Source organism: Staphylococcus rostri (assembly GCF_002902145.1).
Classification (GTDB): Bacteria; Bacillota; Bacilli; order Staphylococcales; family Staphylococcaceae; genus Staphylococcus; species Staphylococcus rostri.
In genome coordinates, this window is record NZ_PPRF01000015.1 from 1 (window position 1) to 23,113 (window position 23,113).

Annotated in this window: 16 protein-coding genes; 13 read left to right on the forward strand and 3 right to left on the reverse strand. The window is 37.4% G+C overall.

Annotation, left to right across the window (positions count from 1 at the left end; translation table 11 throughout):
• Window positions 1–460: 460 nt before the first annotated feature.
• Both CD122_RS01975 and cas9 read left to right on the forward strand, forming a co-directional pair.
• Window positions 461–1,654 carry an MFS transporter gene (locus tag CD122_RS01975; protein WP_103357342.1) on the forward strand — a complete coding sequence of 398 codons (1,194 nt, stop codon included), beginning with the start codon at window positions 461–463 and terminating at the stop codon, window positions 1,652–1,654.
• A 240-nt stretch (window positions 1,655–1,894) separates the two neighbouring features.
• A complete protein-coding gene (cas9, locus tag CD122_RS01980; RefSeq protein ID WP_103357343.1) occupies window positions 1,895–5,053 on the forward strand; it encodes a type II CRISPR RNA-guided endonuclease Cas9 in 3,159 nt (1,052 codons plus the stop codon).
• A 267-nt stretch (window positions 5,054–5,320) separates the two neighbouring features.
• On the opposite strand, the gene CD122_RS01985 is transcribed toward cas9, so the two are convergent.
• The gene (locus CD122_RS01985; RefSeq protein WP_103357344.1) at window positions 5,321–5,824 is read right to left on the reverse strand and encodes a universal stress protein; all 504 of its coding nucleotides are present in this window, start codon (window positions 5,822–5,824) and stop codon (window positions 5,321–5,323) included.
• A gap of 116 nt (window positions 5,825–5,940) precedes the next feature.
• On the opposite strand from CD122_RS01985, the gene ald reads away from it, so the two are divergent.
• Both ald and CD122_RS01995 read left to right on the forward strand, forming a co-directional pair.
• A complete protein-coding gene (gene ald, locus CD122_RS01990; RefSeq protein ID WP_103357345.1) occupies window positions 5,941–7,056 on the forward strand; it encodes an alanine dehydrogenase in 1,116 nt (371 codons plus the stop codon).
• 135 nt (window positions 7,057–7,191) lie between these two features.
• The gene (locus CD122_RS01995) at window positions 7,192–7,401 is read left to right on the forward strand and encodes a hypothetical protein (RefSeq protein ID WP_103357346.1); all 210 of its coding nucleotides are present in this window, start codon (window positions 7,192–7,194) and stop codon (window positions 7,399–7,401) included.
• A 435-nt stretch (window positions 7,402–7,836) separates the two neighbouring features.
• On the opposite strand, the gene CD122_RS02000 is transcribed toward CD122_RS01995, so the two are convergent.
• Complete coding sequence (locus CD122_RS02000) at window positions 7,837–8,892, reverse strand: M24 family metallopeptidase (protein WP_103357347.1); 1,056 nt, start codon at window positions 8,890–8,892, stop codon at window positions 7,837–7,839.
• Between the two features lie 130 nt (window positions 8,893–9,022).
• On the opposite strand from CD122_RS02000, the gene CD122_RS02005 reads away from it, so the two are divergent.
• On the forward strand, window positions 9,023–9,712 hold the full coding sequence (locus tag CD122_RS02005) for a metal-dependent hydrolase (protein WP_103357348.1): 690 nt from the start codon (window positions 9,023–9,025) through the stop codon (window positions 9,710–9,712).
• 53 nt (window positions 9,713–9,765) lie between these two features.
• Here CD122_RS02005 and CD122_RS02010 read toward each other — a convergent pair whose 3' ends face one another.
• Entirely contained in the window at window positions 9,766–10,179 is a 414-nt protein-coding gene (locus CD122_RS02010; protein WP_103357349.1) for a universal stress protein, read from the reverse strand.
• A gap of 357 nt (window positions 10,180–10,536) precedes the next feature.
• Between CD122_RS02010 and CD122_RS02015 the strand changes: the two genes are divergently transcribed.
• From CD122_RS02015 to pyk, 8 genes are all read left to right on the forward strand, one after another.
• On the forward strand, window positions 10,537–11,832 hold the full coding sequence (locus CD122_RS02015) for a DRTGG domain-containing protein (protein WP_103357350.1): 1,296 nt from the start codon (window positions 10,537–10,539) through the stop codon (window positions 11,830–11,832).
• Between the two features lie 11 nt (window positions 11,833–11,843).
• The gene (locus CD122_RS02020; protein WP_103357351.1) at window positions 11,844–12,779 is read left to right on the forward strand and encodes a DHH family phosphoesterase; all 936 of its coding nucleotides are present in this window, start codon (window positions 11,844–11,846) and stop codon (window positions 12,777–12,779) included.
• Window positions 12,780–12,812: 33 nt separating this feature from the next.
• The gene (locus CD122_RS02025) at window positions 12,813–16,007 is read left to right on the forward strand and encodes a DNA polymerase III subunit alpha (protein ID WP_103357352.1); all 3,195 of its coding nucleotides are present in this window, start codon (window positions 12,813–12,815) and stop codon (window positions 16,005–16,007) included.
• Between the two features lie 381 nt (window positions 16,008–16,388).
• A complete protein-coding gene (ystJ, locus tag CD122_RS02030) occupies window positions 16,389–17,624 on the forward strand; it encodes an NADP-dependent malic enzyme (protein ID WP_103357353.1) in 1,236 nt (411 codons plus the stop codon).
• Between the two features lie 166 nt (window positions 17,625–17,790).
• Window positions 17,791–18,651, forward strand: a complete 861-nt coding sequence (accD, locus tag CD122_RS02035; RefSeq protein WP_103357354.1) for an acetyl-CoA carboxylase, carboxyltransferase subunit beta — start codon at window positions 17,791–17,793, stop codon at window positions 18,649–18,651.
• Window positions 18,651–19,595 carry an acetyl-CoA carboxylase carboxyltransferase subunit alpha gene (locus CD122_RS02040; protein ID WP_103357355.1) on the forward strand — a complete coding sequence of 315 codons (945 nt, stop codon included), beginning with the start codon at window positions 18,651–18,653 and terminating at the stop codon, window positions 19,593–19,595. The genes accD and CD122_RS02040 overlap by 1 nt, the downstream gene beginning before the upstream one ends.
• Window positions 19,596–20,131: 536 nt before the next feature.
• Window positions 20,132–21,103 carry a 6-phosphofructokinase gene (gene pfkA, locus CD122_RS02045; RefSeq protein ID WP_103357356.1) on the forward strand — a complete coding sequence of 324 codons (972 nt, stop codon included), beginning with the start codon at window positions 20,132–20,134 and terminating at the stop codon, window positions 21,101–21,103.
• Between the two features lie 17 nt (window positions 21,104–21,120).
• Window positions 21,121–22,881, forward strand: a complete 1,761-nt coding sequence (gene pyk, locus CD122_RS02050) for a pyruvate kinase (RefSeq protein WP_103357357.1) — start codon at window positions 21,121–21,123, stop codon at window positions 22,879–22,881.
• Window positions 22,882–23,113 lie beyond the last annotated feature (232 nt).

The window sequence follows — 23,113 nt, forward strand, 5'->3', positions numbered from 1 at the left end:
ATAGTATAACTTTTGTATTTAAAACTAAGTATATTGACATGGTTTTACGACGAATTATACTAAATATTTTGTCCACAAGTCATGATTAATGAAACTGAATTATCAGTGAATTGATTGACAGTTTAAGTTACTGATGGTATGGTATAAATACAGGTTAGCTACCTGTATTTATACCTAAAATTACAGAATCTACTAAAACAAGACATTATGTCGTGTTTATCCCATCTATTCGTAGGTGGGATTTTTTATTTTGTTTTAATTTTAATGTAAATTCTAAATGTGCAATTGCTGTAATTATAATCCTTTGCTATTATAGAAATAGTAAATTGCATGGTTAAGTTATACAAGAGCATAATTACTACTTATATTTTCCGAATATTCTTTCTTTATTCTAGTTATTCATATAAATATTATGTAAAGTTTAATCAAGAGACATTATATAAGACTTAAGGGGGATTCAATGACATTTTTACATACATTGAATAAATATCGTGAAGCTAGAACTTTTTTGCTTTTTAGTATATGTTTTTACATCTCTATGTATATTTCTAAAACAGTACATGCATTATGGTTTGATGCGAATGATGCATTACCATATTTTGGCTTTTCATACACGATGATGGCTGTAGCAGGTTCGTTATCAATTATCTCGGGTAAGTTAAGTGATATTATTTCGCCAAGTTTTGCATTGAAGTTAGGAGTTGCAGTGTATGCTGTTGGTTTGTTTCTAAGAATTTTCACACATTCTATGATGATATCCGGAGTATCAGGATTTGTTGCAGGCTTAGGGGCATCACTCGTAATTGTTTCTATGCGCTATTGGATTTTATCTATTGGTACGGAAGAAGAAAGACCAGCGATTGTATCAATTAAAGAGACGGGTACGAATATTGGCATTACAGTCGGCACATCCTTAGCTGGAGGACTCGTTGCTATATTATCTTTAGTGATCATTGAACCCATATTAGGTGTGCTCATATTTTCTGCTTTTTGTTGCTTAGCGACTACTTTATTGGTGCCGAATACATTAAGAAAAGATAAACTTACTAAGGACAATAGACAATCAGCATCAAAACAAACGATTATTAAAAGTCATAAATCACTCACGATAGGTGTGGCTATTTTCGGTTTATTAATGGGCTTATCAGTCAGTTTGTTTACACCCTATGTACCAATTATTTTGAAAGAACAGGGAATAAACATTACATTGATTGGTGTTTATATGGCAATAGTGAGTATGGTAGGTATTGTTGCTGCACCTTTATTTGGAAATAGTAAAGTAAATCAGTTTAAGAACGTAATATTTTTTACTTGTGAACTTTTAACAGGGCTACTCATTTTATTATTTTTAAAATCATTACTAGCGACTGTAATACTCATTATTTTAATTTTTAGAGCAATCTTGCAAACGGGATCTGTTATTACACAAGAGTTAATGGAATTAGAAATATATCCAAAAGAATACTTAGGGTTTCTATTCGGTGCGTCACAATCAGCCTTTTTCATTGGAGATGCATTAGGGGGAACACTTGGCGGATATGTTTATGAATTAGATATGAAATATGCGCTAATCATATGTACAGTGTTATTTGTGATCAACGCAATGGCATTCCCATTGTTTTATAAATGGCAAAGAGCAATGATGAATGATTAGAAATGCAATATTACGTTTAATATTGAATTATCCAAAATCAAAAATCTTGTTATATAATGTACCTAGTTTTAGTACTCTGTAATTTTAGGTATAAGTGAAACGTGACGCTCTGGTATTGTTATATAATTAAGTTTTAGTATTCTGTAATCATAAGTATATTGGTTTATTTCTGTTATTAGTTTTAAAAAAATCCTACTTCACATATAATTAAGTTAATAATTCTGAATGGGGGCATTCCTTATGACGCGTAAATATATTTTGGGATTAGATATTGGTATAGGTTCAGTAGGTTATGGGCTTATTGATTTTGATACGAAAGGTATAATTGATGCGGGAGTCAGACTTTTTCCTGAAGCGAATTCGGATAACAACTTAGGACGACGTGCTAAGCGTGGTGCTAGACGTCTAAAAAGAAGAAGAATTCACCGCTTAGATAGAGTTAAGTCTTTGTTATCAGAATATAAAATCATTTCGGACCGAGTCCCTGTCAATAATCAACCTTATGATATTAGAGTTAAAGGGTTAACAGAACGCTTAACAAAGGATGAACTTGCGGTTGCGTTATTACATATTGCTAAAAGAAGAGGTATACATAATGTTGATGTTGTGATGGACAAAGATGAGGGCGATAAAGAAAGTCTATCTACAAAGGATCAAATAAATAAAAATGCCAAGTTTTTGGAAACGCGCTACGTTTGTGAACTACAAAAAGAACGTTTAGAAAAAGATGGACTAGTAAGAGGCGTTGAAAATCGCTTTCTAACAAAAGATATTGTGCGTGAAGCCAAGAAAATCATAGAAACACAGATGCAGTATTATCCAGAAATCGATGACACATTTAAAGAAAAGTATATTGATTTAGTTGAAACGAGACGTGCATACTATGAAGGTCCTGGTCAAGGTAGTCTCTATGGTTGGGATGCTGATGTTAAAAAATGGTATCAGTTAATGATGGGGCACTGTACATATTTCCCTGAAGAATATAGAAGTGTGAAATACGCATATACTGCAGATTTATACAACGCATTAAATGATTTGAATAATTTGCGTATTTCTCGAGACGAAAATGACAGACTAGAATATCATGAAAAATATCACATCGTAGAAAATGTTTTTAAACAAAAGAGAACACCTACATTAAAACAAATTGCTAAGGAAATCGGTGTTGAAGAAGTGGATATTTCCGGATACCGTATTACAAAGTCAGGCAAACCTCAGTTTACAAGTTTCAAATTATATCATGACTTGAAAATGGTGATTAGTGATCAAAAGATTTTAGAGAACATTGACTTGCTTGATCAAATTGCTGAAATATTGACCATTTATCAGGATAAGGATTCAATCATTAATGAACTTGGTCAACTTGAATATCTGCTTTCTGAACATGATAAAAGTGTAATTTCAGATTTAACAGGTTATACGGGAACACATAATTTGTCTCTTAAATGTATGCAGATGATTATTGAAGAATTATGGCATTCTTCAATGAATCATATGGAAGTATTTACTGCGTTAAACATACAACCAAAAAAATATGAATTGAAAGGGTATAAGCGCATTCCAACAGCTATGATTGAAGATGCGATACTATCTCCAGTTGTCAAACGTTCCTTTAAACAAGCGATTGGTGTTGTAAATGCGGTAATAAAAAAATATGGTTTACCCAAAGACATCATTATTGAATTAGCACGTAAGTCTAACTCAGCTGAACAGCGCCGTTATTTAAATGAGATTCAAAAGAAAAACGAAAAAATGCGTAAACGTATCGAAGAAATAATTAAAGAATATGGGAATGAAAACGCCAAATATTTAATTCAAAAAATTAGATTACATGATGCACAAGAAGGGAAATGTTTGTATTCTTTGAAAGATATACCACTTAATGATTTATTACGTAATCCGGATCATTATGAGATTGATCATATCATTCCGAGATCCATTTCCTTTGATAATTCAATGCACAATAAAGTATTAGTACGAAGCGAACAAAATGCTAAAAAATCTAATCAAACGCCGTATCAATATTTAACGTCATCAAATTCAGATATCGAGTATTCAGTGTTCAAACAACACATTTTAAATCTTGGTAAAAATAAAGATAGAATGTCTAAGAAAAAGCGCGAATATTTATTAGAAGAACGTGATATTACTAAGTATGATATTCAAAAAGAATTTATCAATCGAAACTTAGTTGATACACGATATGCAACACGTGAACTTACTTCCTTATTAAAAGCTTACTTTCATATCAACGATTTAGATGTCAAAGTTAAAACGATAAATGGGAGTTTTACAGACTTTTTACGTAAAAGATGGCGTTTTAGAAAAGAGCGTGATGAGGGTTATAAACATCATGCTCAAGATGCATTAATTATCGCAAATGCAGACTATCTTTTTAAAGAACATAAGCTATTGAAAGAAATTAAAGATGTGTCCGATATAAATATGCATCAAAATAGTTCTGAGATTAAAAATGACAAACAATATCAAGAAGTATTTGGTAACTACTTCAAGATGGATGATATTAAAAATTATCCAATTACCAAGTTTTCCCATCGTGTGGATAAGAAGCCTAATCGACAACTAATTAATGATACGATTTATTCGACAAGAAATATTGATGATAAAATCTATGTTGTTGAAACATTAAAAAATATATATGATCGTCAAAATGACAAGGTGAAAAAGATTTTTAATAAATACCCAGAGAATATACTGATGTATCAAAATGATCTAGAAACATTCAAAAAAATCCATGTCATTATGGAACAATATGCAAATGAAAAAAATCCATTGGCTAAATATTATGAGGAAACTGGGGAATTTGTGACAAAGTATGCAAAAGATGACAATGGTCCAGTTGTCAAAAAGATAAAGTATTATATGAAGGCGCTTGGTGAACATTTAGATGTTACACATAATTATTCAGGTGCAAAAAATCAAGTTGTACAACTTTCAAAAAAATCATTTCGTTTTGATATTTATAAATCAGAACAAGGTTATAAAATGGTTAGTCTTTCATACCTATCATTAAATAATGATAAAGACCGATATTTTGTAAATCGAGATGAATATGCACAATTGAAGAAAGGCAAGCAGATTGCTGAAACAGATCAATTTATAGGTAGCTTTTATACAAATGATATCATTCAGCTGAATGGTGAAAAATACCGTGTAATTGGTGTCAACAATGATAGACGTAATAGAATTGAACTTGATAGAGTTGACATAAGACAAACGGATTATGTGAAGCTGCATAATTTAAAAAAGGGTGATCGTATTTTTATGACTATTGGTCGAAATACGACTGATATTGAAAAAATCTATACTGACATTTTAGGGAATATTTATAAAAGTAAGCGACCAAAAGCACCACAACTTGTATTCAAAAAAGGGTGATAACAATGGGATGGCGAATTGTTTATATTTCTGATGTTGATAAACTTTCACTGCACTTAGATAGCTTGAAAATTAAAAAAGGGGATGACTGATAAGGTCCTCTTCAATGGCGTTCACACAACCATTTAAGTCGTCATCCATACAAACTAGACTTAGATTATCAGAAATTACCTGCAGCATTAGCATCCTATATACAAGATATGTATAAATACTAGAACCACATAAAAAGACCAACCACTCAAAAATGAGCGAGTTGGTCTTTTTTGACTAAATGTTGAAGTCCTTTAAAAAATCTTCAGTTGCCACTTTTGGCTTGAATGTTTCTGGGATTTGTTCAGTACGTACAACTAATACGTCACATGTTGCATGTCGAACGATAGCTTCAGATACAGAGCCGACGATGAAACGTTCAACTGCATTTAAACCTGATGTACCACACATGATAAGATCAACATCAAGTTTTTCTTCACTTGCCATTCTAGGGATTAGAGACTTAGGTGAACCAAATTCTAAGCGTGTCTCAACATCCGCGACACCTTCGTCAATTGCTACTTGTTTGTATCCGTCTAACAATTTCTCAGCAAATGTTTTAGACTTTTCTGTGAAGTGTGAATCATATACTTCAAAAGATGTGTAAGTACGTGAATCGATGACATTGATGATTGTAAGTTTGGCATTGTTACGTTTTGCAACGGCAACAGCTTTGTTGAATGCCCATTCTGCTTCATGAGAACCATCGACTGCGATTAATATGTTTTTGTACATTAACATAGCAAAAACCCCTTTCTTATTTCACCATTATTATATCACAAAATTATGCATACGGAAATCATTATGATTGCGCTTACAATATCTGTGCGTTATTATTGAGTTGGAGGTGTAGGAGTATGAAAATTGGAATTCCTAAGGAGATCAAAAATAACGAAAACCGTGTGAGTTTATCACCGAGTGGGGTACATGCCCTTGTAGAAGCAGGACATACAGTTCTTGTCGAAAAAAGCGCAGGTGAGGGTTCTTACTTTGAAGACAAGCATTACATCGAAGTAGGTGCGCAAATTGTCGACACAGCTGCTCAAGCATGGGACGTAGATATGGTTGTAAAAGTAAAAGAACCTTTAGAAGAAGAATATGGTTACTTTAGAGAAGGTCTTGTTTTATTCACATATTTACATCTTGCGAATGAACCAGCATTGACTGAAGCATTAGTTGAGAAAAAAGTAATCTCAATCGCTTATGAAACTGTTCAATTAGCTGACCGTTCATTACCATTATTAACACCTATGAGTGAAGTTGCAGGTCGTATGTCTGCACAAATCGGTGCGCAATTCTTACAACGTTTTAACGGTGGAATGGGTATCTTATTAGGTGGTATTCCAGGCGTTCAAAAAGGTAAAGTAACTATTATCGGTGGTGGTCAAGCAGGTACTAACGCCGCTAAAATCGCACTAGGTCTTGGTGCGGATGTTACAATTCTTGATGTTAACGCCAAACGCTTACAAGAATTAGAAGACTTATTTGATGGTCGTGTGCATACAATCATGTCAAATCCATTAAACATTGAAGAAAATGTGAAAGATAGTGACTTAGTAATCGGTGCCGTATTAATTCCAGGGGCAAAAGCACCAACACTTGTTACAGAAGACATGATTAAGCAAATGAAACCAGGTTCTGTTATTGTGGATATCGCAATCGACCAAGGTGGTATTTTTGAAACAACTGATAAGATTACAACGCATGATAATCCAACTTACATTAAACATGGTGTTGTGCACTATGCAGTTGCAAATATGCCGGGTGCAGTGCCACGTACATCAACAATTGGTTTAAATAATGCAACATTACCTTATGCGCTACAACTTGCGAATAAAGGTTACAAACAAGCATTGATTGACAATGTGCCATTATCGCATGGTTTAAATACATTCAATGGTTTAGTAACGAACAAAGCAGTTGCTGATGCGTTTGATCGCACGTACACACCAGTAACAGAAGTCTTATCATAATAAATTGGATTCAGATATAATTTCGAGTATCCTATATAAGCCGTCAGAATTCACTATTGGATTTTGGCGGCTTTGTTTATATCTAAAGTTAAAATTATTTAGCAAGTTATAGGCTATGTAAAGTGGGGTGATCATGTGAAAACGATAAAGTTTGAAGATCAAATGCGACACATACGTAAAAATAAAGAAGCGGCATTGAAAGCGACACGTGCTATTTTTGAAGATTTTAACCCTGGGGAAAGAAAGTTTGATCGACCAAGAAAAAATCCTGAGAAAGCAAAGGCATTGGCTGAATTTGAAAAACGCTTTATCGCAAAGCAGGATGAGATAAATAAACAAAGTTAATATATTAGTTTACAAATTGTAGTCCATAACTTTGTAGTATTAGTGATGATGCGTGTGATATTATGCAGAATGTTCATTTACGAAGGCTGGGGGCCGGGACATTAAATCAAACATTCAAATTAAGCTTGAGATTTTATGGATATGGCAGTAGCTGACTGGTGTTAAAATACGCTTTTACAAGCTTTTTTTATGCCTAGTCAGCCTTGCCGGGGGACGACGGGGTTGGGACACAATAAATTTAAGTACTGGGAAACCGATAAACGGTGTCCCGAAAGCGGGATTTTCGACAGAACTGCCACGATTTCGGCAAAATCAAAAAGCAATTTTGCTCATCGTTCGCTTCTGCTCAAATCCTAAGCGCTTCTGTCCTAACCTCTGTCCCATCCCTCAAAAAAACACGACACACCATGATAGGGGCGTCGCGTTTTTATTCGTTTATTTAGGATAGTGTGACAGGCTTTCATAACCGTCTGCTGTTACTAAAATATCATCTTCAATACGCACACCTGCAACGTTTGGTACATAAATACCTGGTTCAATTGTAATAACCATACCTTCTTCTAAGACGTTTTCATTTGTATTAGAAACATCTTGGTATTCGTGTGCTTCAAGACCTAACCCATGACCTAAACGATGTGGGAAATAGTCGCCATAGCCAGCGTCTTCAATAATACCGCGAGCAATGTTATCAAGTGTACTAATTGTGACACCTGGTTTGATCGCATCAATTGCTGATTGTTCTGCTTGTTTGACGATGTCATAGATACGATTTGCTTCATCACTCGGTTGACCGAAAGCAACAGTACGTGTGATGTCGCTACAGTAGTGGTTGTAAATAACACCTAAGTCGAACAACACATATTCGTCATCTTGTAGTTTTCTATCGCCTGGCGTACCGTGTGGCGCTGCTGCATGGTCGCCAAATAGAACCATCGTATCGAAACTCATTTCACTTACGCCATGTTTCTTAATTTCATTTTCAATATGGTTGACGACTTCACGTTCTGATACGCCAGCTTTTAAGTATGCCACACCAATTTCTACGCATTTATCTGCAAGTTCAGCAGCGCGACGCATTTCAGTAATTTCTGCTTCCGTTTTCACATTTCGTAATGTTTTCAACGTTAAATCTAATGCGTCAAATGTTTTTACATCAAAAGCTGTTTCTAGTTCGCGTGCACGTTTAACTGTGAGATGTGTTTCTTCAATTAACATTTTTGGATATTTTGCGCTATGTTTTGCATAAGGATTTTCAGTATCAAGATATCCTATAATTTTGCCTTGATATGGGGAAGCTTTAACTTCTTCAACATCTAGTTGTGGTACGAATAAAGTTTGGTCGCCTTCTTTCGTAACGAGCAGCGCAAACAAGCGTTCGTGAGGCTCACTTTTAAAGCCTGTTAAATAAAATATGTTAATTGGATGTGATATCCAAGCTGCATCTGCATTTTCGTTTTGAAGTGTTTGAATCAGTTGTTCTATCTTTTCCATACAAATCCTCCTTATAATATGTCTATTTTATTGTATGCCAGTTATTTGTAAAATTCAAACAAGGATGTGTGTAGGAAATCGGTTCGCGTGGTATAGTAAAGTTAGGAATATTGAGAAGGAGGCATATCAAATGAAATTATCTTTTCATGGTCAATCGACTGTTTATTTTGAAGCTAACGGTAAAAAGGGGATTATCGACCCATTTATTACTGGTAATGAATTGAGTGATTTAGACGCGAATACGTTGGAAGTGGATTATATCGTCTTGACGCATGGTCACGAAGATCACTTTGGCGATACATTAGCATTAGCTGAACGTACGGGCGCGACAGTTATCTCAACAGCTGAAATTGCCAACTATCTTTCAACAGCAAAAGGAATTGAAAATGTGCATCCAATGAATATTGGTGGTCAGTGGACATTTGATTTTGGTAAGTTGAAGTTCGTTCAAGCTTTTCATAGTTCAAGCTTATTAAATGATGAAGGTGTGCCTATTTATCTAGGGATGCCAATGGGGGTTATCTTAGAGTTAGAAGGAACGACTGTTTATCATACAGGAGATACAGCGCTATTTAGTGATATGAAACTCATCGCAGACCGTCATCCAGTTGATGTATGTTTCATTCCAATTGGCGATAACTTTACAATGGGTATTGATGACGCGAGTTATGCGATTAATCAGTTTATCCAACCGAAAATCACAGTGCCAATTCATTTTGACACGTTCCCACTTATCGAACAGAACCCTGAAGATTTTAAAGCAGCTGTCACGCATGGGGAAGTTCAAATTTTAAAACCTGGTGAAGCTGTGAAACTTTAATAATAAAAAACGAAAAAGTGAGCCGACATGATGCGTCAGGCTCACTTTGTTAATTATTTAACGATGAGAACTGGAATTTTTGCGCGTTTTGCCACTTTATGGCTCACACTACCTAAAACAAACTTCTTCTCTGCTTCTGCTTTGCGGTTACTTAAGACAACGATGTCATATTGACCGCTATTCGCATACGCAACGATTTTTTCTTTAGGATTGCCGCGCTCAATAATTTCTTCAAAAGGGATGCCGTTTGACTCAAGCGTTTCACGTGTGGGTGCCATCTTTTCATGGCGAATGGCTTTTAATTCATCCATATGTGTGCCCATTTTAACGGAAGCTTGTACATCTTGTTCACCAATGACGTTCAACATTGTCACGGTTGTACCTTCTCCAGCAAGTTTAGCAACTTCTTGTAGTGCTTTCGTGTTTTTCAAATCCGTGTCGACTGCGAGTAGTATATTTTTATGCATCTCAATCAACCTCCCTATGTCTAGTGTAAACAATCTCATACTAAAATGCTATGGTTATCGGCAATTTTTCAGTATTTGACCTTATGATGACACTTTGAATTGTTGTGCAAAAAAGTAGCAAAAAAAGTTATAATAGGTAAGGTATGTAAGTGCGCCATGTACAACGTTAAAGTGTTACAATCGCCTGGACAACCATGAATAACCTTTGTAACGCGAAATGTATATTAAAATATTGTAACGATGCGTTGATTTGAGCGACAATCTGGCTAGAGTGTGTTACTTTTGCTGGAAAATAATGGAGATAAAAACTTTTTTAAATTGTGTTGTATGTAGTATGGAAAAGGTGTGACTTAGGCAATGACAAAACATGAGCAAATTATTAAGCACATAGAGAATTTGAGTGTCGGACAAAAAATCTCAGTGCGTAAAATAGCAAAATACCTCGATGTTTCAGAGGGGACGGCGTATCGTGCGATTAAGGATGCTGGTCAACGTGGACTTGTCGCAACGATTGATCGTGTTGGAACGGTGCGAATTGAAAAAAAGGCGCGTCAGCATCTCGATAACTTAACTTTTGCTGAAATCGCTAAAATTATTGATGGTCATTTGATTGGCGGTCGTTCAGGACGTTTCAAAACACTTACAAAGTTCGCGATTGGTGCGATGGAAGTGGATAATGTCGTTAACTTTGTTTCAAAGAATACGCTACTAATTGTAGGGAACAGATTGGATGTACAGAAGGCGGCATTACAAAAAGGCAGTGCCGTGCTGATTACAGGTGGTTTTGATACGACCGATGAAATTAAGCGTATGGCTGATGACAAGGGATTGCCGATTATTTCATCTAATTATGATACATTTATGGTCGCGAATATGATTAACCGTGCCATGTACAATCAAATGATCAAAAAAGAGATTCTCGTTGTTGACGATATTGTTATTCCTATTGAAGAGACGTCCTATGTAATGCAGACGTTGAAGGTTCAAGACGTCCGTGATAAGTCTCGAGAAACTGGGCATTCACGTTTTCCAGTTGTGGATGAGCATGTACGGTTAACAGGGCTCATTACGAGTAAAGACATTATCAATCAAAATGCAGAAGAAACTGTATGCAAGGTGATGACGAAGCTGCCAATAAGTGTGCAAATACATACAACAGTTGCAAGTTGTGCGCATATTATGATTTGGGAAGGTATCGAATTATTGCCTGTGACAGGTGTGAACAAGCAATTAATCGGTGTTATTACGCGTGAAGATGTATTAAAAGCCATGCAAGTTGTGGGCAGACAACCCCAAGTGGGAGAAACAATTAATGATCAAGTGGCGAAACATATCGAAATTAGAAATCATCAAATTTTTGTCGAAGTGACGCCACAGTTGACGAATCAGTTTGGTACGTTAAGCAAGTCTGTTTCGGTCGCAATTATTGAAGAAACGATTAAAAGTGTTATGCGAAAGCACAAAAAGTTAGAAGTGATGATTGAAAGCTTAAATATTTTTTATATTAAAACGGTACAGATTGAAAATGAGATAGAAGTACTTTATCAAATTTTAGACATGGGACGTAATTTTGCTAAAATTGAAGTAACGATGGAAAGCAATCAAGCACCTGTAGCCAAGGCATTAATCATGTGCCAACTATTAGACAATTAGGAGTGTATGTAATGAACAGTTTTGAACAGATTATTTCAAAAATAGAACAATACGATACGATTATTATTCACCGCCATGTTCGACCAGACCCCGATGCGTTTGGCTCTCAATATGGTTTGAAACGCTATATTCAAGCTAAATATCCTCACAAAAAAGTATACGCAGTGGGTGACAGCGAGCCGTCTTTAGCGTTCATGGGGACATTAGATTCAATTGATGATAGCATGTATACGGAAGCATTAGTCATTGTCTGTGATACGGCAAATGCGCCACGTGTAGATGATACGCGTTTTACGAATGGTCAAGCATTGATTAAAATCGATCATCATCCGCCAGTGGATCAATACGGTGAAATTAATTATGTCGATACACAAGCGTCATCAACAAGTGAGATCATTTATGACATGATTGAAGCGGTTGGCGATACACAATATATGAACCGTGAGATTGCATCAGCACTATATTTAGGAATTGTCGGTGATACAGGGCGCTTTTTATTTAATAATACGACGCCAAGAACAATGGCAATCGCGAGTGCTTTATTAACATACGATATTCAGCACATGGACTTGTTAAATCAATTAGGTGAAAAAGATCCTCACTTAATGCCATTTCAAGGTTATGTGCTACAAAACTTCCAATTAGAAGACAATGGTTTTTGCCAAGTAACAATTACGAAAGCCGTTTTAGCGCAATTTAATATACAACCGTCTGAAGCATCATTATTTGTTAATACAATTGCCGATTTAAAAGGCTTAAAAGTATGGGTATTTGCGGTAGATGAAGGCACAGAAATTCGTTGTCGCATTCGCTCAAAAGGGATCGTTATTAACGATGTCGCAGCAGATTTCGGTGGCGGTGGTCATCCGAATGCTTCTGGTGTATCGGTTGATAGCTGGGAACAGTTTGAAACATTAGCATCAGAATTAAGAAAAAAAGTACAATAAGCGGTACATTCATGATAAAGAGGTGAGCGTAAAATGGTTGCACATTTGAATATTCATTCAGCATACGACTTGTTGAATTCAACTTTAACAATTGAAAGTGCAATTCAACGCGCAAAAGAAGCGGGTTATACTGCTATGGCATTGACCGATTTGAACGTAATGTACGGCATTCCGCAATTCTATGATGCTTGCCAACAAGCGGGTTTGAAAGCAATGTTAGGAATGACGATTCATGTTTCCGACCATTTACAACAACGTGAAGCCATCGTGATAGCTAAGAATCAAGCGGGTTTACAACGGCTGTTTAAAATATCGACAGACATTAAAGTTAATGAACAAACATTTGTAGATGTTGCGCATTTATCATCTTATGTGGCCGATACGGTTATTATTTTTAAAGATATTCATGATGATACGATTGATTGGTTGGCAAATTTACCAGAATCTACAACAGTATACTTAGATGAGACATCAACGTCATATGAGCATTATCCGCAAGTGTGGGCGCGTGCGGCTTTTTATGCTTATCCAGAAGACAAGGATGCGATTAAGACGTTAGCGGCAATTCGCGATAATACAAAAGTGAATCTAGTCGCACAATCGCATGAAACATCGCAACACATTTTAGATGTGGCGACGCTGGAAAACGAATCAATCCCATCAGAGTGGCTTTCTCGTACGGATGAAATTGCGGCATTGTGTGATGCGGAACTTCAATACCATCAAGCGTTATTACCGGAGTTCACTACGCCTAATGGTGAGTCTGCGAATGATTACTTGTGGCAACAATTGACTATGGCACTGGCTGAACGTCAATTAACGACAGATGCATATCAAGAGCGATTGCAATATGAATTTAATGTTATTACACGTATGGGTTATGCGGATTACTTTTTGATTGTGAGTGATTTGATTGGTTATGCGAAAAACAACGGCATTCTCGTGGGACCTGGGCGTGGTTCATCTGCGGGATCGCTCGTCAGTTATTTGTTAAACATTACGACCATCGACCCGTTACGTTATGATTTACTGTTTGAGCGTTTTTTAAATCCTGAACGTGTGACGATGCCAGATATTGATATTGACTTTGAAGATACACAACGTGAAAAAGTGATTCAATATGTGCAACAAAAATATGGAGATTACCGTGTTTCGGGCATTATCACGTTTGGACATTTGCTCGCCAAAGCAGTTGCGCGTGATGTAGGGAGAGTTATCGGCTTTGATGAAGTCACGATGAGTGAGGCATCCAAACTTATTTCGATGAGTGGCAAATCGACATTGGAAGAAGCGTACACTTTTGAACCGTTCCATACGTTCGTACACCGCAATCATTTACATGAAAAATGGTATGAACTTTGCCGACAATTGGAAGGGTTACCGCGAAATACGTCGACGCATGCTGCAGGTGTGATTGTAAATGACCGACCACTTTATGAATCGATTCCTTTAACTGAAGGAGATACAGGGCTTCTAACGCAATGGACGATGACGGAAGCGGAACGTATTGGCCTATTGAAAATTGACTTTTTAGGCTTGAAAAACTTAACGATTATTCATCAAATTATTAAGCAAGTTGCGCGAGATTTAAATATCCACATTGATATCGAACAAATCCCGTTTGATGACCCGGATGTTTTTGCGATGTTGTCTAAAGGAGAGACAACGGGTATTTTCCAACTTGAGTCGAAAGGTGTAAGAGACGTGCTCAAACGACTGCAACCTGAACATTTTGAAGATATTGTTGCGGTTACGTCATTGTATCGTCCTGGTCCAATGGATGAAATTCCAACGTATATTACACGTCGACATGATCCGCAACAAGTGAAGTATTTGCATCCAGATTTAGCACCGATTTTATCACGAACGTATGGTGTTATTATCTATCAAGAGCAAATCATGCAGATTGCGAGTCAATTTGCCGGCTTTAGTTATGGTGAAGCGGATATTCTACGACGTGCCATGAGTAAGAAGAACCGCTCTGTGTTAGAGAGTGAGCGTCAACACTTTATCGATGGTGCGGCAAAGAAAGGTTATGCAGAAGCGCTGAGTGGTCAGATTTTCGACTTGATTTTGAAGTTTGCGAACTACGGCTTCCCGCGTGCTCACGCTGTAAGTTACTCGAAAATCGCCTATATCATGTCATACCTTAAAGTTCATTATGCGCCTTATTTTTATGCGAACATTTTAACGAATGTGATTAATAATGAAGAAAAAACAGCGCAATTTATACAAGAAGCGAAACAACATCAATTGAAGATTCATGCGCCACATATTAATAAAAGTCAATGGCGTTATGTCGCAACGTCTGAAGGAATGTATATCTCATTAGGAGCGATTAAAGGTGTAGGGTATCACAGCGTTCAAGCAATCTTAACGGAGCGTTATGAGCATGGGCCTTACAAAGACTTTTTTGACTTTTGTGATCGATTACCTAATCGTGTGAGAACACGCCGCTTGTTAGAAGCGTTAATCTTTGCCGGTGCACTTGACTGCTTTGGTAAAAATCGCGCCACATTGTTGCAGTCAATTGATCATATTGCTGATACCAATTCGGAATTGGATCAATCAATTATTCAAGATTTTGCGACGGTGAAGAAGGATTACCATGAGACGGATGAAATGCCAGATGAACAATTAAGTGCTTACGAAAAGGAATATCTAGGCTTTTATGTAACGATGCATCCAATCGAAAAGTTATTTATCCGTAAACAGTATTTAGGGATTCATCGTATACATCATAAAGCAGTAAATCAGCCGATACTTGTAACGATTGAGCGTATGCGTGTCATTCGCACGAAGTCTAAGGGACAACAAATGGCGTTTGTGACATTGAACGACGGTCAAACGACTGTGGAAGGTGTCATTTTCCCAAGCGTTTATCAACAACTCACTTTCAAATTAGAAACGAACCAGTCGTATGTTGTGTTTGGCAAGTTTGAATGGCGCCAACAGCAACGTCAAATCATTATTAATCACATCGTACCGTTCATTGATTACGAGCGTGATAAACTGAATCAGGTCCAACAAGTCGTGATACGCCGAGGTTTAACAAAAGATATATATGCGCAATATTTAGCACAAACCGAGGGAAATGCGGGTGTACCGGTGCTGTTATTTGATGAGCAGTCGAACAATATGACACAAGTTGGTATGATTGCACAACGCCAAGATATTTTGGAAACGTTTATACAATTATTTGAACCAAACCATATTCGTTTATTATAATAAAAAGGCGATTAGCACCTAGTCATAAATGGGTGCTGATTGTTTATATCGTGCAAATGCATAGCGCCTTGTAGCACTTTACATCGCTAGATACGATAATAGGCAGTAGGGACGGCTGGTACATTAATAGAAATAGTCAATTTAAGTGTGAGTATTTATGTAGATGGCAGTAGCTGATTGAGGCAGTGGCATCTTTTTATAAACATGAGCTTCCTGTCCCACGCCCTGTCAACATTATTTGAGAATGATTGTGCATAATTTGACAGTAAATTCATATAGCCCAATTTAATAGGGTTATGCTATAGTAAAGTGATAATTGACAATCTACGCGACAACATATGTGTAGGAACAACGAGAAAAAATAATGGAGATGATAAAGAGATGTCATTAAGAGACGACGCATTACATATGCACTTAGAAAATCATGGAAAGCTCGCTGTTAGCCCTAAAGTGAAAGTAACAAACAAACAAGAACTGAGTTTAGCGTATTCACCAGGTGTTGCTGAGCCTTGTAAAGATATTCATGAGCAACCAAGCAAAGTATATGATTACACGATGAAAAGTAATACAGTTGCGGTGATCTCTGATGGGACTGCAGTGTTAGGACTTGGTAATATCGGTGCTGAAGCGAGTATTCCAGTAATGGAAGGTAAAGCAGTATTATTCAAAAGTTTTTCTGGTGTGGATGCGATGCCATTATCATTGGCGACGACAGACACAGAAGAAATTATTCGCACAGTTAAATTACTTGAACCAAATTTTGGTGGCGTCAATCTTGAAGATATCTCAGCACCTCGCTGTTTTGAGATTGAAGAGCGTTTGAAAAAAGAAACAAAAATCCCAGTGTTTCATGACGATCAACATGGAACTGCAATCGTGACAATGGCGGGCCTTGTCAACGCATTACGTATTGTCGACAAAGACCTTGCAGATATTAAAGTTGTACTAAATGGTGCAGGTGCTGCTGGTATTGCGATTGTTAAGTTATTGTACTCATATGGCGTGCGTAACATGATTATGTGTGACTCTCAAGGTGCTATTTATGAAGGACGTCCACATGGTATGAACGATACGAAAGAGACAGTCGCTAAATGGACGAATAAAGATAAAATTGAAGGTAAGTTAGTCGATGTGATTAAGGATGCAGACGTATTTATCGGTGTTTCAGTTGCGAATGCATTGAGTGAAGAAATGGTGCAATCAATGGCGGATGACCCGATTATTTTTGCGATGGCGAATCCGAACCCTGAGATTACACCTGACAAAGCGAAAGCGGCGGGTGCGAAAGTAATTGGTACAGGACGTTCTGATTTTCCAAACCAAATTAACAACGTGCTTGCATTCCCGGGTATTTTCCGTGGCGCGTTAGATGTCCGTGCAACGCATATTAATGAAAATATGAAGCGTGCGGCGGTTGAAGCGATTGCCAACTTGATTACGGATGAAGAACGCAATCCTGATTATGTGATTCCTGAACCATTTGACTATCGTGTTGCAGCATCTGTAGCAAGAGAAGTAGCACGTGCAGCGATGGAATCTGGTGTTGCGAGAATAGAAGTGGACCCTGAAGATGTTTATAATAAAACAATCGAACTGTCAGAGTTAAAGAAAAACTAAACGCGTAACACATCAGCGCCTATGAAGATAAAATTTTAATAGCAAGTCATCGTGATTAATATGATTTCTGACGCTTGCTTGGAACGTACAGACGAGTTGGGGTGCCATTTAAGAAAAAATGAGGCAGTCCCACCTCGTTGAACGTGTCCTTTGTGGAGGTATTAATATGTTTAAAGACTTTTTTAATCGTAATTCGAAAAAGAAAAAGTATGTAACGGTTCAAGATTCAAAGCAAAATGATGTCCCAGACGGTATTATGACCAAGTGTCCAAACTGTAAAAAAATTATGTACACAAAAGAACTAACAGAGAACTTAAATGTTTGTTTCAACTGTGACCATCATATTCAGCTCTCAGCATATGGACGAATTGAAGCCTTAGCGGATGCAGGCAGTTTTGAAGAGTTTGACCAAGGTATGACCTCTGCAAACCCATTAAACTTTCCGGGTTATGAAGAGAAAGTGGAAAAAGATCAAACGAAAACTGGCATGAACGAAGCAATTGTAACCGGTGTTGCGAAATTGAACGGCATGCCATTTGGTATCGGCGTCATGGACCCTCGATTCCGCATGGGTAGTATGGGCTCTGTTGTCGGCGAAAAAATCTGTCGTATTGTTGATTATTGTACAGAACATAGATTGCCTTTCGTTCTGTTTACCGCATCAGGTGGTGCACGTATGCAAGAGGGGATTATTTCGCTCATGCAAATGGCGAAAACTTCTGTGTCGCTTGAACGTCACTCCGAAGCAGGTCTGTTGTTTATTTCATACATGACGCATCCAACAACAGGTGGCGTATCGGCAAGTTTTGCGTCTGTCGGTGATATTAACTTGGCAGAACCGAAAGCATTGATTGGCTTTGCGGGACGTCGTGTAATTGAACAAACAATTAACGAGAAGTTGCCAGATGACTTCCAAACAGCCGAATTTTTATTAGCACATGGTCAGCTGGATAAAGTTGTACATCGCAGTGATATGAAAAGTACGCTTGCGACACTGTTCGATATGCATCGTGAGGTGGAAAAATAATGTTAGAATTTGAAAAGTCAATTGAAGCAATTAAGAAGAAAATTCAATCATTAGAAGAAGCACAAGTGAAAAATGATGTCGATCTCACAGATGAAATTGAAATGTTAGAAGCGGCACTTGAAAATGAAAAGCAAAAAGTATATACATCACTAAAATCATGGGATCGTGTGCAACTCGCACGTTTACCTGAACGCCCAACTGTGTTGGATTATATTCCATACATATTTGATGACTTTATTGAACTACACGGAGATAGAAGTTTCCGTGACGATCCATCTATGATTGGTGGTCTTGCATATTTAAATGGCACACCAGTAACGGTTATTGGACAACAACGTGGTAAAGATACGAAAGATAATATTTACCGTAACTTTGGCATGGCGCATCCAGAAGGGTATCGTAAAGCGTTGCGATTGATGAAACAAGCAGAGAAGTTCCAACGACCAATCATTACCTTTATTGATACGAAAGGGGCTTATCCGGGTAAAGCTGCTGAAGAACGAGGTCAAAGTGAATCGATTGCTAGAAACCTTGTTGAGATGGCTGCTTTGACAGTGCCAGTTATTGCGATTGTAATTGGTGAAGGCGGAAGTGGTGGTGCCTTAGGATTAGGTGTTGCCAACAGACTATTAATGCTTGAAAACAGTACGTATTCTGTTATTTCTCCAGAAGGCGCAGCGGGTATTTTGTGGAAAGATAGCGCGTTAGCTAAAATTGCTGCAGAAACAATGAAGATTACAGCTTATGATTTGTTAGAATTAAACATTGCAGATGAAGTAGTGAAAGAGCCACTAGGTGGTGCGCATCATGATGTGGAAATGCAAGCAAGTCGTATCAAAAAAGCCTTCACGAAACATTTACAAGATTTCGTGAACATGGCGCCTGATGATATACGAGAAGATCGTTATCAAAAGTTTAGAAATATTGGTACGTATATTGAATAATTGATGCTGTGACCTTCCAGTTGTTGTATTGCTTAGACGATGTAACAATTGGAGGGTCTTTTGTATGGGCGAAGATGAGTGAGTGGGGCAGGAATCTCATTTTTCTAAAAAGATTCCGGTGTCCCACCCCGCCAAGGCTAACTTGGCATGAAAAAAGCTTGTAAAAGCGTATTTTCATGCCAGCCAGTTACTGCCATATACATAAAATCTCAAGCTTCATTTGAATGTTTGTATTAATGTCCCAGTCACATCAATCAGCTATTGCCTATACATAAAGAATCAAAATTAAATGTCTCAAACCCACGACATTTTGGATGTTCATTTCAACGAATCTCAGTGCTTTGTCATCAATTTTCTGTACCCTAAAAGCGTCTTTTTATACTGTGTTTTTGAGCAAGTTGTGTGGTTTCGTGTCAAATTTATGAAATAATCATTTTAAACCGTTTTCATTTTTTTGATACCAGAATATTAATGGAATGCACAAATGATTTGTGTTATTTTTAACTTAAGAATTTAGCTAGAAAGGGTATGTCTACATGAAAAAAATTGCAGTTTTAACAAGCGGTGGAGATTCTCCTGGTATGAACGCAGCGGTACGTGCAGTTGTGCGTAAAGCAATTTATCATAACATTGAAGTTTATGGTGTATACCAAGGTTATCTTGGTTTAATTACAGATGATATTCATAAGCTTGAACTTGGATCAGTTGGAGACACAATTCAACGTGGCGGTACATTTTTATACTCAGCACGTTGCCCAGAATTTAAAGATCAAGCTGTTCGTGAAAAAGGGATTCAAAACTTATTAAAACGCGGTATTGAAGGACTTGTCGTTATCGGTGGCGACGGTAGTTACCGCGGTGCACAACGCATTAGTGAAGAGTGCACAGAAATTAAAACAATCGGTATCCCAGGAACGATTGACAATGACATTAGCGGCACTGACTTTACAATCGGATTCGATACAGCGTTAAACACGATTATCGACTCTGTTGACCGCATTCGTGATACAGCATCAAGTCACGCACGTACGTTCATCATTGAAGTTATGGGTCGTGACTGTGGTGACTTAGCATTATGGTCAGGTCTTGCAGTAGGGGCAGAAACAATTATTATCCCTGAAGTTGAAGTAGATATTAAAGATATCGCTGAAAAAATTCAACAAGGTATTGATCGTGGTAAGAAACACTCTATCATCATCGTGGCAGAAGGTTGTATGTCTGGAGAAGCATGTGCGAAAGAATTGACGAAATATATCAATGTAGATGCGCGTGTATCAGTTTTAGGACATATTCAACGTGGTGGTAGCCCGACAGGTGAAGACCGTGTACTTGCTTCTCGATTAGGTGGTTATGCTGTTGAACTATTAATGAAAGGCGAAACAGCCAAAGGTGTAGGTATTAAAGATAATCGTCTGCGCGCAACAGATTTCGATGAGATTTTTAATACAACAAATAGTAGACCGATTAATCAACGTATGCTTGAATTAACTAAAGAATTATCGATATAACCTAGGAGGCTTTCTCAATGAAAAAGACAAAAATTGTATGTACGATTGGCCCAGCATCTGAATCTGAAGAGATGTTAGAAAAATTAATGATGGCGGGTATGAACGTTGCGCGTTTAAACTTCTCTCACGGTTCACATGAAGAACACGCGGCACGTATTGCGACAATTCGTAAAGTCGCAACAAAATTAAATAAAAACATCGGTATCTTACTTGATACAAAAGGACCAGAAATTCGTACACATGACATGAAAAATGGCTTAATCATGTTACAAAAAGGTTCAGACGTCACAGTAAGCATGACTGAAGTAGAAGGTACTGAAGATAAGTTCTCAGTAACATATCCACAATTAATCGATGATATTGAAATCGGTTCTTACATTTTATTAGATGACGGTTTAGTAGAACTTGAAGTTAAAGCAATTGATAAAGCTGCCGGTGAAGTTCACTGTAAAGTATTAAACACTGGTGAATTAAAAAATAAAAAAGGTGTTAACTTACCAGGTGTGAGCGTTAACTTACCAGGTATCACTGAAAAAGACGCAGCAGACATTCGTTTTGGTATTGAACAAGGCGTGGACTTTATTGCGGCAAGTTTCGTACGTCGTGCAAGCGATGTTTTAGAAATCCGTCGCATCTTAGAGGATGAAAAGAATGACAACATTACAATCATTCCTAAGATCGAAAACCAAGAAGGTATCGACAATATTGATGAAATTTTAGAAGTATCTGACGGTTTAATGATCGCACGTGGTGACATGGGTGTTGAAATTCCACCTGAAGCGGTACCAGTTGTACAAAAAGATTTAATCCGTAAATGTAACAAACTTGGAAAACCAGTTATTACAGCGACACAAATGTTAGATTCTATGCAACGTAACCCACGTGCAACACGTGCGGAAGCATCAGACGTTGCTAATGCGATTTACGACGGTACAGATGCAGTTATGTTATCTGGTGAAACGGCAGCAGGGGCTTACCCAGAAGAAGCTGTTATTGCAATGAATAATATCGCACTTGCAGCTGAACAAGCACAAGATTACAAAAAATTATTATCTGACCGTACGAAACTTGTTGAAACATCATTAGTGAATGCGATTGGTGTATCAACAGCGCATACAGCATTGAACTTAAACGTAAAAGCGATTGTTGCTGCGACGGAAAGTGGTAATACAGCACGTACGATTTCTAAATATCGTCCAAAATCTGATATTATTGCAGTTACGCCAAAAGCCACAACAGCAAGACAATGTACATTAATCTGGGGTGTATATCCTGTCATCCGTGAAGGTATCTACTCAACTGATGAGTTGTTAAACAATGCAGTTGCAACAGCAGTTGACACTGGTCGTGTTGTTAACGGTGACTTAATCATCATCACAGCGGGTGTGCCAACAGGTGAAACAGGTACGACAAACTTAATGAAACTTCACTTGATTGGTGAAGATGTTGCTAGCGGTCAAGGTATCGGACGTACATCAGCAGTAGGTCGTACAGTAGTTGTCCAAGATGCGAAAGAATTAGCTGGTAAAAATCTTGAAGGCGTTGTTATCGTTACACCATCAGTAGACGATGCAATGGTACCTTACCTAGATAAAGCTGTTGCCTTAGTTACTGAAGAAGGTGGCTTAACTTCACCAAGTGCCATCATTGGTCTTGAAAAAGGTATTCCAACAGTTGTTGGTGTTGAAAATGTTACATCAGCAATTCCAGATGGTATCCTTGTTACTGTTGACGCAGCACAAGGTAAAGTATTTGAAGGCTATGCGAACGTACTATAATCTTTAAATTATAAATAGAGTGGTTGTAAAATCTTAATTTCAGGTTTTACAGCCGCTTTTTTTGTTTAGGGGGAGTTAGGGAGGTTAACGTAAAGGTATGTTATAGTGTGGATATATACACAGACAATATCAATAAGTTGTCATCACAATTATTTATGGTGTATGATAAATAAATGAAAAGGCATACATTATGTAATGGCACACGATATGAAAATAATAAGAAAACGTGCTG

Bases quoted from the DNA above. Each gene is read 5' to 3' on its own strand.
- CD122_RS01975 (WP_103357342.1), top strand. From the start codon at position 461: ATGACATTTTTACATACATTGAATAAATATCGTGAAGCTAGAACTTTT.
- cas9 (WP_103357343.1), top strand. From the start codon at position 1,895: ATGACGCGTAAATATATTTTGGGATTAGATATTGGTATAGGTTCAGTA.
- CD122_RS01985 (WP_103357344.1), bottom strand. From the start codon at position 5,824: ATGTTAATGTACAAAAACATATTAATCGCAGTCGATGGTTCTCATGAA.
- ald (WP_103357345.1), top strand. From the start codon at position 5,941: ATGAAAATTGGAATTCCTAAGGAGATCAAAAATAACGAAAACCGTGTG.
- CD122_RS02000 (WP_103357347.1), bottom strand. From the start codon at position 8,892: ATGGAAAAGATAGAACAACTGATTCAAACACTTCAAAACGAAAATGCA.
- CD122_RS02005 (WP_103357348.1), top strand. From the start codon at position 9,023: ATGAAATTATCTTTTCATGGTCAATCGACTGTTTATTTTGAAGCTAAC.
- CD122_RS02010 (WP_103357349.1), bottom strand. From the start codon at position 10,179: ATGCATAAAAATATACTACTCGCAGTCGACACGGATTTGAAAAACACG.
- CD122_RS02015 (WP_103357350.1), top strand. From the start codon at position 10,537: ATGACAAAACATGAGCAAATTATTAAGCACATAGAGAATTTGAGTGTC.
- CD122_RS02020 (WP_103357351.1), top strand. From the start codon at position 11,844: ATGAACAGTTTTGAACAGATTATTTCAAAAATAGAACAATACGATACG.
- CD122_RS02025 (WP_103357352.1), top strand. From the start codon at position 12,813: ATGGTTGCACATTTGAATATTCATTCAGCATACGACTTGTTGAATTCA.
- ystJ (WP_103357353.1), top strand. From the start codon at position 16,389: ATGTCATTAAGAGACGACGCATTACATATGCACTTAGAAAATCATGGA.
- accD (WP_103357354.1), top strand. From the start codon at position 17,791: ATGTTTAAAGACTTTTTTAATCGTAATTCGAAAAAGAAAAAGTATGTA.
- CD122_RS02040 (WP_103357355.1), top strand. From the start codon at position 18,651: ATGTTAGAATTTGAAAAGTCAATTGAAGCAATTAAGAAGAAAATTCAA.
- pfkA (WP_103357356.1), top strand. From the start codon at position 20,132: ATGAAAAAAATTGCAGTTTTAACAAGCGGTGGAGATTCTCCTGGTATG.
- pyk (WP_103357357.1), top strand. From the start codon at position 21,121: ATGAAAAAGACAAAAATTGTATGTACGATTGGCCCAGCATCTGAATCT.